This is a genomic window from Sphingobacteriales bacterium, assembly GCA_016719635.1.
In the GTDB taxonomy this organism is placed as follows: Bacteria; Bacteroidota; Bacteroidia; order Chitinophagales; family JADIYW01; genus JADJSS01.
Genome location: JADJYT010000001.1, coordinates 839533 through 853272, shown reverse-complemented (window position 1 = coordinate 853272; position 13740 = coordinate 839533). Strand labels below are relative to the sequence as shown.

Here is a 13740-nt window from a genome sequence, read left to right as displayed (position 1 = left end):
ATATTTTATACAACCATTAATGGCAGATGAACGGAAGATGGAAATTCGTGCGTGCAAAAAATTTGCATGGATGCTGAAATGCAGGCTGCATCGTCCGGGATATCAAAATGATCGGCATCTGCGCCGGCAATCGACAGGCGGATGCGTTCTCCTTTTTTAATCAAGTGCGATGTAGGGATTAATTCAAAATGTATTTTCTCCACTTTGTTCGGAATCCATTCTTCAGCATCTCCTTTATCAAAGGTATGATACGGTGCAAACGCAGGTACAGGGGGCTTTTTATCCGATTCTTTCCTATGAATTCCCCTGAATTGCCCCTCCGTTATATGGGTCACTCTTCCCAATTTATCCACGGATGAAATATACACAAACAACTGTACATCTTTTGCATCGGAGCTGAGATAAATCTCTGCTGTGGCATTTCCGGTGAGCTCCATGTTTTTCGTCAGCGGTTCCGATGTGAATTGCAGCAGTTTTTTGGTGCGTCTTGTCCAGTCGTTGTAGGCGATACGTCTTTTGTAGCGGTATTTAATGGTAAGGCTGTTCCAGCGTGCGCCGCCACCTGTTCCAAATTTGTAATCAATCGGATAGTGCAGGCATCCTTCCGTTTTGGATTTTTCCTTTTCGGTAAGGATGTTGTCAGAAGAACAGAAAAAAGTTTTGTACCTGGATTCTTTCGGCATCCATTCATACGAATGCCGCCACTGTTCCTTCCCCATGGCATAATAGCTGATTGGCGGTTCGTCCATAATGCCGTTGTCAATGTCTTTAAGATGATAATCGAAGAAGCGCAGCATTTCCGTCCAAACGGAAAAAGTTTTCTTATTGGAATAGATAAACGGCGAGATGTGTTGGGCAGGCCCGTGGTCCCAGGGGCCGACCAATAATTTTACCGAATTTTCAGTGCTTAAATATCCTTTAATGGCGGAATTGGCGAGCGCACCGTCATACCAGCCTCCGATACGATAGATGGGTGTCTTTGATTTTTCAATTTTATCTTTATAATGATGCACGGAGAATTCATTGATACTTCTTCCTAAATCCGGATGTATGTCGTTTCGGAACGTAATTTTGTACATGCCGGAAAAAATATCAAAATTCCCCTGATGCTGTGCATGTGCCGTTTTGTATTGTTCTGCTTTTTTATCTGCTTTTACAGGGTTGGGATTTTTAATGACTGCATTTGCAACGGCACCGATATATTTCAGGTTGTTCTTATCCAGGGACAAGGTGGTGTCCCGCCAAACCTCGATGAATTTTCCGTGCCGCACACCGCCCGGGAATGCAATATCGTTATACAAATCGAAAATACTGCTGCGCGGAATGCAGGCTCTTACGCTGGGGTGCTGGTTTACCAACAGCATTTCCGCTGTGGTGCCTAAATACGATATGCCGGTAGAGCCTACTTTTTGGTTGCTCCAGGGCCGGCTGATAATCCAGTCTACAATTTCACGGCCGTCTTCCACCTCTTCCGGACTGAATTCCATATGACGGGTACCAAACGATGCACCTGTTCCGCGCACATCCACCACCATTACGGCATAGCCATAGGATGTGAAAAATTCTATTTCTTTCTTAGTAATTTGCCCGAATAAAGTTTTTGATAATAAACTGAACGGAAACTTGGTTTCAAAGCTCCTGACATAGCGTGTCAGGTATAATATCGTTGGAATTTTTTTGCCCTTTTCCAATTTTTTGGGTAAAAAGATGTCAGCGGCAAGTTTGGTGCCGTCACGCATCTCCAGATATTCTGAGTGATATTCAAATCCCCGGTAGTCTGCAGTTGTGTAGCCGGTATACTGCCCGATTGTACTGACTTTCTTTTGTTTGAAAATTCCCTTCCGCACTGGCCTGGTTTCTACTGATTTTACATTCATGAGTAAAAGTTACGAACTTTTTGGAATTTATAGAAATTAACCTGCATAAAAGGTGTTAGCGCTTCGTTAAAAAAAGTAATCCACCGATTGTAAGACAACCTGAGCATAGTTAAGTATATTTTTTGATTCATTTCTGAAATAGTTTTATAAAGATGAATTGGTATTATATTTACACTTGAATCATACTATCTGTTTAACTTTACATAAATGAATAGTATGAAAAAGATGGCTTTTCTTTTTGTTGTAACCGTTTTTGTAATGAGTTTTCCTCAAAATGGTCTGGCGCAAACCCAAAAAGGAAATTGGCTGGTAGAAGGAAATATAGGTAATTTTAATTTTACCAAATCAAACAATCATTCAAATATTGACAGTATTACGACGAGAACAGAATCGCGCAGCATGTATTTCAGCGTGTATCCAAGAGGAGCTTATTTTGTGATGGATAATTTGGCGGTAGGCAGTACGGTTGGATTCTCCATTACGGACTCAAAAGATAAAAGAATCAATTCTTTTGGAATTAAGGATCTTGAAACGAAAAATTCGTATGGTTTATTTGAGCTGTCACCGTTCATCAGATATTATTTCCCTTGTAAAAAGGATAAGTTAAAGTTCTACGGTCAAGTGGGCGGCGGTGTGTTTTTTGACATGTATTATATCTTACAGCAAACATATTTTAACAGTGCAGGAGAAATTACCAGTACCTTCAAATCAAATACGCCTAAGAAAAAAATAGGCGGATTGGCAGAAGTGATGTTGGGTGTAAATTATTTTATTTCCAAACAAATTGCAGTGAATGCCTCATTGGGGTATCAGTATTTCAGAAGTACGCAGACAAACAGCTTTACGACAACAAACAGCAGCGGGAACACTACCAATTCTCCGGATGACAGGTATGTTGCACAATCTCATCGATTTTCCTGGCTGATAGGATTTACATATACCATTCCTGGTAAAAGCAAGCCGGTGAAAACGGAACCGCTTTAATTTATAATACAGTCTAATTTTCCTGTCGGTCTTTGTTAGGTTCCATGACCAGTCTGAATCCGCCGTTGCCGATGTGATGGTCACGGATATCCTTGTTGCGGGCACGCACCTGACAGCGCTGTTCGGGGCTGCGCCATGAGCCGCCGCGTGAAACACGATATGAACTTACTTTGCTACTGACCGGATTTTCTGCAGGGCTGTTTTGGTAAAATGATTTCTGATACCAGTCGCTGCACAATTCCCATACGTTTCCGCTCATATCACAGATGCCCAGCTCGTTAGGCTTCTTTAACCCGACCGGATGTGTTTTCATTCCGGCATTCGGCTCGTACCAGGCTACTTCATCTAAGTTATTGCTGCCGCTGTATTTATATCCATGGCTCTTTTCGCCTCCTGTAGCCGCATATTCCCATTCTGCTTCCGTTGGTAAGCGGTACTGTCTGCCGGTAAGCTGGTTCAGTTTGGTCAGAAAAGATTGTATGGTTTCCCAGTTTATGTCGTAAACAGGGCATTCAGAACAATCGCTTTTTATACCCTGCGTATTACCCGTTACCTGCTGCCATAAGGATTGCGTTACTTCATATTGGCAAATATAAAAATCACTGAGTTTAACTGTATGGACAGGTCGCTCGTCCGGTTTTCCCTCATTGCTTCCCATTTGAAAATCGCCACCCTTCACAAATACCATGATGGAGTCTAACACAGCGGGATGGAATTGGGCAAAGGTTGGGCTGATTAGAGAAGTCAGGATAAATAGAAAAACTGATTTCATGACTGGATTTTTAAAAAATAAATGTAGGACTTTAGAATTTCTTTTCAAAAAAATGATTCTGAGTACTAGTAGCCGTTATTCTTTTATAATTCAAACGCTTAAAATAAAATAGTGTCCGGATTCTAATTTGTTTCTGCCAAATGCTCGTTATTATTGTTTATTATCCAAACTTGTACTAACTTTAAACATAATTCTAATTTTATGAAAATTTCTTTGCTAAAAAAGACCATTTATTTTATTTTTGTGACTGTAACAGTTTCGCTGCTTTTTATATCGTGTGGTAAAGAAACCAATGATGAGAATATACTGTATAGGACATTTAACCGTACAGTGACCAATACCACCGGAGGTTTTGTTATCGATTCTCTAGATCTCAACGGGGATACCTACGTAGATGCTGCTTTCTTACTGTTTCGGAGTACAAGTTCAGACAGCGCAGTTTGTGCACTGATTGGACGAAACAGCAGTGCATCACTGGTTGACTCCACGCAAAGTTTCGGTTCATTGTTTTTTTCTAAACTGCTTGAAAGGGGTCAGGTTCCGGTAGTATTGGATCCGATTAAAAAAGAATGGGCAAAAGGTGCATTCTTTGCATCCAGAATCAGTGCAGTCACGCTGGGTATTGCCGGTGCCGGAGATAAATTTATTCCTGTTGCAATCGATAACCCTCTTACAACACAATACCACTATGGATGGGTTAGAATCAACGTGAGCGCTGATTTAAAGACGATTCAGGTCATCGACGGAGCGTATAACTATATTCCGGACGTACCGGTAGAAATGGGGGCAAAATAGAACTGTAACTTAATCATTTTTGTTAATACGCATAAAAATATAGCATGAAAAATACAACCAAAACTAATTTTCTTAACCTGCTGATTTCAGTTGGCCTGTTGTCAGTATTCTTTTCATCGTGTACGAAAGAACCCAATGCTGAAAATATTATCTATAATGTATATAATAAGACATTTACCACAGTTCCCGGAGTAAATAAATTCGATTCAGTGGATTTGAACCTGGATTCAAAAGTGGATCTATTGTTGCGCACCAGGATAGCGCCAACATTGGATAGTTTTGTTTGTTTGCTAGCCTCCAATAATGTGGGCTTTTACATAGATTCAACATACAATATCGGAGCTGTACCACCTGATCCGGGTATTCCTATATATATGGATAAACCGTTGGATAAGAACCAAACTCCGGCTGCAATTACTCCAGGCGAGAGATTATGGGCGGGCCTTTACACCTTTTTCGGATATAAAGAGAATACAACCGAATATGGATTTGCCGGTGCCGGAGATAAATATATTGCAATAGTGATGATATATTCCTTATCCCACACGTATCACTATGGCTGGGTGCGGGTGAACCTGAGCGCTGATTTCAGAACATTCAAGGTGATTGACGGGGCATACAACGCCACCCCCAATATTCCCATCGCAATGGGGGCTAAGTAATTTATTAGCCGGAGAACATTCAAAGAAGCTATACGGAGATTACCATCTCCGTTTTTTTTTGTCATAAAATTAATCTAAAAAAATCAGTGCGATTTTATGGAATCCGGCACTCTTTTGTCTCTCAATGGGTAAAAGAGTCAGATTATGTTGGTGAAAACGTTTGGAAGTGCCGTGTTCGGAGTGGATGCCACCACCATTACCGTGGAAGTGAATGTATGTTCCGGTAAAGACTATTTTTTAGTCGGCTTACCCGATTCAGCTGTCAAGGAAAGCTGGAGCCGGGTGGAGAGTGCCTTGCGGGTCAATAAATACCATATGCCCCGCATCAAGATTATTGTGAATCTGGCACCGGCAGATATACGTAAAGAGGGTTCTGCTTATGACTTACCCATTGCCATCGGCATTCTGGCGGCATCCGAACAGTTGAGTGCTGATAAGATTGCCAACTACATCATCATGGGCGAACTTTCACTGGATGGAAAGCTGCAGCCTATCAAAGGGGCACTGCCTATTGCCATTCAGGCACAGAAAGAAGGCTTTGAAGGATTCATTTTACCGATACAAAATGCCCGGGAGGCTGCTATTGTTGCAGGGTTAAAGGTATATGGGGTAGAGCATCTGGACGAAGTGGTGGATTTTTTGGCAGATAAAAAAACACTGGAGCAGACCATTGTAAAAACCCGCGATGAGTTTTATGCCAATATCCAACATACAGCGTTTGATTTTGCAGATGTGAAAGGACAGGAGAATATCAAACGGGCGCTTGAGATTGCAGCTGCCGGAGGGCACAATGTAATTCTGATCGGTCCGCCCGGAGCAGGGAAGACCATGCTTGCCAAGCGGATGCCTACCATCCTTCCTCCTTTGTCTTTGCAGGAAGCGCTGGAAACCACCAAGATCCATTCCGTTGCGGGAAAGTTAAAGAAAGATGCCTCTTTGCTGTATCAGCGGCCATTCCGCTCCCCGCACCATACGGTTTCCGATGTGGCCCTGGTAGGCGGCGGCGGGCATCCGCAGCCCGGTGAGATTTCACTGGCACATAACGGGGTGTTGTTTCTGGATGAATTGCCGGAATTTAAACGGACCGTGCTGGAGGTGATGCGGCAGCCGATGGAAGAACGGAAGGTAAACATCTCCCGTGCCCGTTTTTCTATCGACTATCCGGCCAATTTTATGCTGGTGGCGAGTATGAATCCTTGTCCATGCGGCTATTACAACCATCCGGAAAAAGATTGCGTATGCGGGCCGGGCGTGGTTCACAAATATCTGAATAAAATATCCGGACCGCTCTTGGACCGGATTGATTTGCATGTGGAAGTGACGCCGGTGAATCTCCAGGATTTGTCTTCTAAACGCACATCAGAGAGCAGTGGTGAAATTCGCAAACGGGTGATGGCGGCACGGCAGATTCAGGTAGAACGGTTTAAGGACGATGAAATCCATTGCAATGCGCAGATGAGTACAAAGTTGACCAGGGATATTTGCCCGCTGGATAATGCATCCCAGGAATTGTTGAATACGGCTATGAAACGGCTGGGGCTGTCGGCAAGAGCGTATGAGCGCATCATACGGGTCGCGAGAACGATAGCAGATTTGGCAAAATGTGAAAACATTCAAACGGATCATCTGGCAGAAGCGATTCAGTTCAGAAGTTTAGACAGGGAAAACTGGGCAGCATAACCATAGTATTTATTTTAAACACATAGGTAAAAAGGTTAATAAACAAATACCATAAGACTCTTTTTTGCATGGGTGATGCCCTATCACTTCATGCGGTTTAGTTCCGTCATTGCCGGAGGTAATTTAGCCTGCGGCCATGATTATTAATCAACACTCGTTGAGTAATTCATCTCTGCAGATAATTGCATAGCTTTATATTTGCTTAAACACCTATTCATGTTAAGTGATTTTCTTCAGCCGGTAGGCGCCCAGTTCGTGCAGGATTATTATCTGTCCAATGCTTATGTTAAAGACTATATTCACTTGTATCAGGACAAACAGACGCTGGAGAATTATTCGGTAGCCATCTTAGGAGTGGAGGATTTCAGAGGTTATATCGCCAATCGCGGTACGGAGAAAGGTCCGGATGAAGTGCGCAAACAATTGTACCAATGTTCTGCTTTCACGAATGGCATGCAGTTGCTGGATATGGGGAATATAAACGCCGGTGCAACCTATGTGGATACGTTGGTGGCATTGGTAGAGACGCTTAGGGAATTATTCAGACATAATATCATCACGGTAATCATTGGCGGTGATGCCGCTTTAGCTTCCGCACAATTCAAGGCACATGAAATTTTTGAAAATGAAATGACCGTTTCGCAAATAGCTTCTAAGGTGGTTTGGGAGAACAGTGAGGTGGATATCCATAAAACCTATCTGAAAGATTTTCTGTTGAGTTCTTTTCTGCGCAAATATAATCTGGTGGCGTATCAGTCCTATTTCATGCAGGAAAAACAATTATCGTTTTTAAGCAGCAAGAATCATGATATGTTGCGTGTAGGCAAGATCCGCGAGCATGTTTTTGAAGCCGAACCTTATCTTCGGGAAGCCGCGATGGTCACCTATAATATAAACGCTATCCGTTTTTCAGACGCGCCGGGACAAATTGACCCTTCACCGAACGGACTGTTCGGGGATGAGGCCTGCGCACTGGCACGGTATGCGGGCATGAGCGACCAGCTCATGAGTATCGGATTTTATGACTTTAATCCAGAATGGGATAAAAGCCATATTACCGCCAAGCAGCTGGCACAGATGGTATGGTATTTTATGGAGGGGGTAAGCCTGCGCAGAAGCGATTATCCTATTGTGGATGAAAATGATTTCAATATCTATATCGTCCAGATTGATGACGCGGAGAACGATTTCGTGTTTATGAAAAGTAAAAAGAGCGACCGCTGGTGGATGAAGATACTCTATGATAATCTGGATATCCAGAAACATATACTGGTGCCCTGTACCTACAAAGATTATCTGACTGCCCTCAACAACGAAATCCCGGAACGCTGGATGCGGGAGTGGATGCGGCTGAATTAAATAATTAAAAAATCTCCAAAAGATACTTTCCAATCATTTTTTTTACTATATTAGTACTATATTAGTACTATGATTTCTCACAGTCATATGCCAGCGTACAGCGTACAGCGTACAGCGTACAGCGTTACAAATTATAATGCTAAACAAGTTAGCTGTTTCGAATTTCTTAATCTTCATTTTATTTCCACCATTCGTATTTAAATCAATCGCCATGGTTCGTGTCCACACGAAACACAACATATCGGGTATGATTCGTGAGACACGAACCATGGCTACCTGTTTTTTAAAATCTCTGTTAAAAGAGAACGATATATACATTTTAATTTTTTACAAATAAACAAACACTATGAAATCAACAATTCACAGCCTGTTCCGAACCTTCGGAAAACTCAACTATTTAAAAACAAAATACATGAGTAAATCAAAAATTAAATTTCTTATCATTTTTGCATTTGCATTCATTATTTTTCCTGTAAAAAAGATAGTACAACTCAAGGCAAAGGAACCTTGCAAGTTATTAATAATGCGGCATTAGCGAATGCTACCAACCAACTCCAAGGTATATATAATAGTGGAGATGGCTCAAACATAAACTATAGCTATTATGGTGACTTTGATGCCAGCGGAAACCCAAAAGTATTAAAATATGCAACCATGTCCAAAACGGGTAATGACACAACCATGAATTACACGTTTGATGATACACTGAGGGTAAAGACCGCTTATGTATCTGTTGACGGTGTGAAAGATTCGATACTTCTTGTGTATGATTATGCCAGCGATAAAGTAATAACTCACTTTTATTTTGTAGACTGGACAACAGGAACATATATACTTAGACATGATTTAGTGACAAATAAAGTTGGCGACACCTATACTTTTGGTTCTTTTCATAGATTATCTTCCGGACATACTCCAAATAGTAATCAAAAAATAACTGGTCCTATAGATATTACAGCGCAATGGATAGTACAGGTAGGTGCAGGACAGGCTGCCATTGCGGTATGTAATGGAATTATAGGTATTGCTACCTTAGCAGCGGCTGTATTGATAGCAAGTACTTCACCTGTTTTGGCTACAGCAGCAATTCTATTTGGTTTATCAGCGGTGTTTAGCAGTAATGGACATGCAGATACTATAACACTACCTACCGCCACTACTATTTCTACACCCCCTGCAAATACACCCCCACCACCTACACAACAAACCATAAATACGATAAATACGATTGTACCACCACCACCCGGACCTACAGGAACAGTTACTGATATTGATGGTAACGTATATAATATGGTAACCATAGGCACCCAAGTATGGATGAAAGAAAACCTGAAAACTACCCGTTACAATGATGGCAGCGCCATACCTACAGGTTTAAGTAATACAGCATGGCAAAATACTACCAGTGGAGCGTATGCCATTTATGATAACAATGCAGCAAACAATACCACTTATGGTAAATTATACAACTGGTATGCAGTAAACACCGGCAAATTGGCACCTGCCGGCTGGCATGTACCCACTGATGCTGAATGGACCACCTTGACTACTTTTTTAGGAGGCGAACTTATAGCAGGAGATAAGATGAAAGCCACCACATTATGGACAGCTTATACAGGCATAACCAACACGAACAGCAGCGGCTTTACAGGTCTTCCTGCAGGTAACCGGTACTACAATGGCTCATTCGATGTCATTGGGCTCAGCGGTTACTTTTGGTCTTCTACGGAGGGCAATACAAGCTTTGCATGGTACCGCTATCTGGGTTACGGTGATTCAGGTGCACTCAGAGGCAACTACTATAAGGGATATGGCTTTAGTGTGCGTTGCGTCAGGGATTAACTATTTTAATATTTGATTTATTTACCCCTAAATCCCCTAAAGGGGACTTATATAACATCGTGGCATGGTAACCGTGCCACGATAAGCAAACCAAAAGGCAAAGGGAAAGCCGAAGATTTTTAAAATATGGCCTATTATCACGAACTACCGGTATATAAAGCAAGTTATGATTTGCTGTTGGGTATTTTTCAGTTTACCAAAAACTTTAACAAGGAGTATAAATATACCGTTGGCGAAAGTTTAAAAAAAGAAACTACAGAATTAATCATCACCATTTATAAAACAAATGCAACAAAAGAAAAAGAGATATGGTTAAACAAAGCAAAAGAACATGTAGAGGTGATCCGTCTGTTAATCAGGTTAATGAAAGATTTAAAGCAAATCAGTATAAAAGCATTTGTGCAGATAAATGATCAGATAGAAAATGTATCGAAACAACTAAACGGATGGCAAAAATCACAAAAAGCATGAACGTCATTTCTTCAACTACGTCATTTCGAGCGCAGTGAGAAATCCCGAAACGAACACCACGTCATTTCGACGTAAGGAGAAATCCCGAAAATGCAAAGCACTAACTAATTGAGTCTTTCTAATTCATGTCGAGATTCCTCACTTCGTTCGAGATGACGGTGCTCATTTTCAGTTAATGCGAGACAAGTTTGCATGTTGGCAGATAGGAAGCAATCTAATAGTAAAAATGAGAAATAAAATAAAAGATGTTTTCAGCCGGAGTTGCAGTTTGCCAGGGCAATTGCAAGCGAGCATGTATAAATCCGACAGCCCCCTTGCCTTTTGCGAGGTATCCAATTCATAGTGTCTGAAAATGGTGCTATGAAGAATTTAGCGGCTGTTTTAACAGGTCTTCCTGCAGGTAACCGGAACAACAATGGAACATTCAATAACATTGGGAACAACGGTAACTTTTGGTCTTCTACGGAGAACAATACAAACAATGCATGGAACCGCAATCTGAATTACAATAATTCAAATGCAAACAGAAACAACAACAATAAGGAAAATGGCTTTAGTGTGCGTTGCGTCAGGTATTTATGATGAAAACATTTTTTACATCGAGCCACGATAATCGTGGCTCGATTCGTTTTTAAACGAGCACGTCATTTCGATCCGTCAGCCGGCGGAGAGCAATCCCGTTAATGAAAGCACTAACTAATTCAGTCTTTCTAATTCATGTCGGGATTCCTCACTTCGTTCGGAATGACGGGCCTCATTAACGAACACCACGTCATTTCGACGTAAGGAGAAATCCCGAAAATGCAAAGCACTAACTAATTGAGTCTTTCTAATTCATGTCGAGATTCCTCACTTCGTTCGAGATGACGGTGCTCATTTTCAGTTAATGCGAGACAAGTTTGCATGTTGGCAGATAGGAAGCAATCTAATAGTAAAAATGAGAAATAAAATAAAAGATGTTTTCAGCCGGAGTTGCAGTTTGCCAGGGCAATTGCAAGCGAGCATGTATAAATCCGACAGCCCCTTGCCTTTTGCGAGGTATCCAATTCATAGTGTCTGAAAATGGTGCTATGAAGAATTTAGCGGCTGTTTTAACAGGTCTTCCTGCAGGTAACCGGAACAACAATGGAACATTCAATAACATTGGGAACAACGGTAACTTTTGGTCTTCTACGGAGAACAATACAAACAATGCATGGAACCGCAATCTGAATTACAATAATTCAAATGCAAACAGAAACAACAACAATAAGGAAAATGGCTTTAGTGTGCGTTGCGTCAGGTATTTATGATGAAAACATTTTTTACATCGAGCCACGATAATCGTGGCTCGATTCGTTTTTAAACGAGCACGTCATTTCGATCCGTCAGCCGGCGGAGAGAAATCCCGCTAATGCAAAGCACTAACTAATTCAGTCTTTCTAATTCATGTCGGGATTCCTCACTTCGTTCGGAATGACGGTGCTCATTAACGAACACCACGTCATTTCGACGAGGAACGAGGAGAAACGTAAGTTCAGCGGAGCTAAATCCCGAAAAAAGCAACGCACTAGCTAATTCGGGCGTTCTAGCCCGTGTTGGTGTTAGATTGTGTAGCTAAAGCGGAATAAACGTCACCAAGACAAACTTGCAGTGAATCGCATTCCAACGACCCACCCCTTTATCCCCTCCGAGGAGGGGAGATGCAGACAGCAGAAATTTTACGGAATTACCATTTCTTTTAAAAATGTAATGAACAATATGAATGGCACTATCCGCTTTCCCCTCTTGAGAGGGGATTAAGGGGTGTGTGCTGATTTTCCAGATAGCAGTTGTTTGCAGCAATATCGTGCCACGATTCGTTTCACGTCATTGCGAGGCACGAAGCAATCTAGGTTTCATAAGATTGCTTCACTGTGTTCGCAATGACGGTTTCTATTTAAACATTTTTTTCTACTTATGCAACTCAACTTATTTGAAAAACCAATTCCAGAAACAAACCTCAAAGAAGAATTGTTTCTGGCATATTTTGACGCACGCAAAAATAAACGCAGTACGATGAATGCATTAGCATTCGAACTGCATTTAGAAGCTAATCTTTTTCAACTATACGATGAAATTGTTGCCGGTATATATGAACCCAGACAGAGTATCTGTTTTATAGTAAATAAACCGGTAAAACGCGAAATATTCGCCGCAGATTTTCGCGACAGAGTGGTACACCACTTTATTATCTATAAACTAAATCATCTGTTTGAGAAACAGTTATTTACGACAGCTACGCCTGCCGTACCGGCAAAGGAACACATCTTGGCATACAACGTGTAAATGGTTTTATACGGAAATGCTCGCAAAATTACAGCAAAGATTGCTATGTCTTAAAGTTGGATATAAAAGGATTTTTTATGCACATCAATAAAAATATCCTGTTTGAAAAGCTGACTGTTTTCATTAATGAAAAATATTTTAGTCCGGATAAAGAATTATTGATAAACCTTTGTAAAAAGATAATCTTTAATGACCCGACAAATAACTGCATCATCAAAGGGAAACGCAGTAACTGGGATGGATTGCCACCGGATAAAAGTTTATTTCATTCCGCACCGGATTGTGGTTTGCCAATTGGCAATTTAACCAGTCAGGTATTTGCCAATTTTTATATCAATACATTTGACCATTTTGTTAAGCGCAATCTTAAGATTTCATATTATGGTCGCTATGTCGATGATTTTGTATTGGTTCATACAAATAAAGAATATTTAAAATCGCTTATTCCTGTTGTAAAATCTTATTTACAAGATGAATTGAATTTAACACTTCATCCGAAAAAGATTTATCTGCAGCATTTTACGAAAGGTGTAAAATTTTTAGGTGCAATGATAAAACCACACCGTATTTATATTGGAAATCGCACTAAAGGCAATTTTTATGAAACTATCGAAAAGCAAAACAGACTAGTTAGAGACCATAAGCCAACAAGAATGGAACAGGCTGATTTTTTAAACAGCATGAACTCGTATCTCGGCATTATGAAACATTATAAATCTTACAAAATCAGAAAACAGATGACTTATCAGCTTGTTTCAGCGTGGTGGTGGAATTATGTGTATTTAGAAAATAATATTGGAAAGTTTGTGTTGAAAAGACGGATTATTAAGTCATATTAAATTCCTCTGCCCTCAACAACGAAATCCCGGAACGCTGGATGCGGGAGTGGATGCGGTTGAATTAACTCCATTATTACCATCGTTATATGCACGTTAATTTTGGTTAATGCTGCCTTTTCCGTTTAAACCTTCTCTATTTTTACCCATCCATT

Annotated in this window: 11 protein-coding genes and 1 pseudogene; 10 read left to right on the top strand and 2 right to left on the bottom strand. The window is 41.0% G+C overall.

Going from position 1 to position 13740, the window contains the following annotated elements; translation table 11 throughout:
* Positions 1-5 precede the first annotated feature (5 nt).
* Entirely contained in the window at positions 6-1877 is a 1872-nt protein-coding gene (locus tag IPM95_03835; protein MBK9328445.1) for a CocE/NonD family hydrolase, read from the bottom strand.
* A 216-nt stretch (positions 1878-2093) separates the two neighbouring features.
* On the opposite strand from IPM95_03835, the gene IPM95_03830 reads away from it, so the two are divergent.
* A complete protein-coding gene (locus IPM95_03830; GenBank protein MBK9328444.1) occupies positions 2094-2861 on the top strand; it encodes an outer membrane beta-barrel protein in 768 nt (255 codons plus the stop codon).
* A gap of 13 nt (positions 2862-2874) precedes the next feature.
* Here the strand turns inward: IPM95_03830 and IPM95_03825 are convergent, their stop codons facing one another.
* Positions 2875-3633: a formylglycine-generating enzyme family protein gene (locus IPM95_03825; GenBank protein ID MBK9328443.1), complete on the bottom strand. Its 759-nt coding sequence runs from the start codon at positions 3631-3633 to the stop codon at positions 2875-2877.
* Positions 3634-3876: 243 nt separating this feature from the next.
* Between IPM95_03825 and IPM95_03820 the strand changes: the two genes are divergently transcribed.
* The 9 genes and pseudogenes from IPM95_03820 to IPM95_03780 all read left to right on the top strand — a co-directional run bounded on the left by IPM95_03820 (position 3877) and on the right by IPM95_03780 (position 13588).
* Positions 3877-4428: a hypothetical protein gene (locus IPM95_03820; protein ID MBK9328442.1), complete on the top strand. Its 552-nt coding sequence runs from the start codon at positions 3877-3879 to the stop codon at positions 4426-4428.
* Between the two features lie 44 nt (positions 4429-4472).
* Positions 4473-5090 (top strand): hypothetical protein, encoded by a 618-nt coding sequence (locus IPM95_03815; protein ID MBK9328441.1) that lies wholly within the window; start codon positions 4473-4475, stop codon positions 5088-5090.
* Between the two features lie 144 nt (positions 5091-5234).
* Positions 5235-6770: a YifB family Mg chelatase-like AAA ATPase gene (locus IPM95_03810; GenBank protein ID MBK9328440.1), complete on the top strand. Its 1536-nt coding sequence runs from the start codon at positions 5235-5237 to the stop codon at positions 6768-6770.
* A 216-nt stretch (positions 6771-6986) separates the two neighbouring features.
* Positions 6987-8129 (top strand): arginase family protein, encoded by a 1143-nt coding sequence (locus IPM95_03805; protein MBK9328439.1) that lies wholly within the window; start codon positions 6987-6989, stop codon positions 8127-8129.
* Between the two features lie 507 nt (positions 8130-8636).
* A complete protein-coding gene (locus tag IPM95_03800) occupies positions 8637-9971 on the top strand; it encodes a fibrobacter succinogenes major paralogous domain-containing protein (protein MBK9328438.1) in 1335 nt (444 codons plus the stop codon).
* Positions 9972-10097: 126 nt separating this feature from the next.
* Entirely contained in the window at positions 10098-10442 is a 345-nt protein-coding gene (locus IPM95_03795) for a four helix bundle protein (GenBank protein ID MBK9328437.1), read from the top strand.
* A gap of 360 nt (positions 10443-10802) precedes the next feature.
* Positions 10803-11024, top strand: a complete 222-nt coding sequence (locus tag IPM95_03790; protein ID MBK9328436.1) for a hypothetical protein — start codon at positions 10803-10805, stop codon at positions 11022-11024.
* A gap of 374 nt (positions 11025-11398) precedes the next feature.
* Positions 11399-11734 (top strand): hypothetical protein, encoded by a 336-nt coding sequence (locus tag IPM95_03785; GenBank protein MBK9328435.1) that lies wholly within the window; start codon positions 11399-11401, stop codon positions 11732-11734.
* A 646-nt stretch (positions 11735-12380) separates the two neighbouring features.
* Positions 12381-13588, top strand: a pseudogene (locus tag IPM95_03780) (RNA-directed DNA polymerase).
* The last annotated feature ends 152 nt before the right edge of the window (positions 13589-13740 follow it).

Excerpts from the sequence above, each read along its gene's own strand:
- IPM95_03805 (MBK9328439.1), top strand. The coding sequence starts at position 6,987 with ATGTTAAGTGATTTTCTTCAGCCGGTAGGCGCCCAGTTCGTGCAGGAT.
- IPM95_03830 (MBK9328444.1), top strand. The coding sequence starts at position 2,094 with ATGAAAAAGATGGCTTTTCTTTTTGTTGTAACCGTTTTTGTAATGAGT.
- IPM95_03790 (MBK9328436.1), top strand. The coding sequence starts at position 10,803 with ATGAAGAATTTAGCGGCTGTTTTAACAGGTCTTCCTGCAGGTAACCGG.
- IPM95_03815 (MBK9328441.1), top strand. The coding sequence starts at position 4,473 with ATGAAAAATACAACCAAAACTAATTTTCTTAACCTGCTGATTTCAGTT.
- IPM95_03785 (MBK9328435.1), top strand. The coding sequence starts at position 11,399 with ATGTTTTCAGCCGGAGTTGCAGTTTGCCAGGGCAATTGCAAGCGAGCA.
- IPM95_03810 (MBK9328440.1), top strand. The coding sequence starts at position 5,235 with ATGTTGGTGAAAACGTTTGGAAGTGCCGTGTTCGGAGTGGATGCCACC.
- IPM95_03795 (MBK9328437.1), top strand. The coding sequence starts at position 10,098 with ATGGCCTATTATCACGAACTACCGGTATATAAAGCAAGTTATGATTTG.
- IPM95_03835 (MBK9328445.1), bottom strand. The coding sequence starts at position 1,877 with ATGAATGTAAAATCAGTAGAAACCAGGCCAGTGCGGAAGGGAATTTTC.
- IPM95_03825 (MBK9328443.1), bottom strand. The coding sequence starts at position 3,633 with ATGAAATCAGTTTTTCTATTTATCCTGACTTCTCTAATCAGCCCAACC.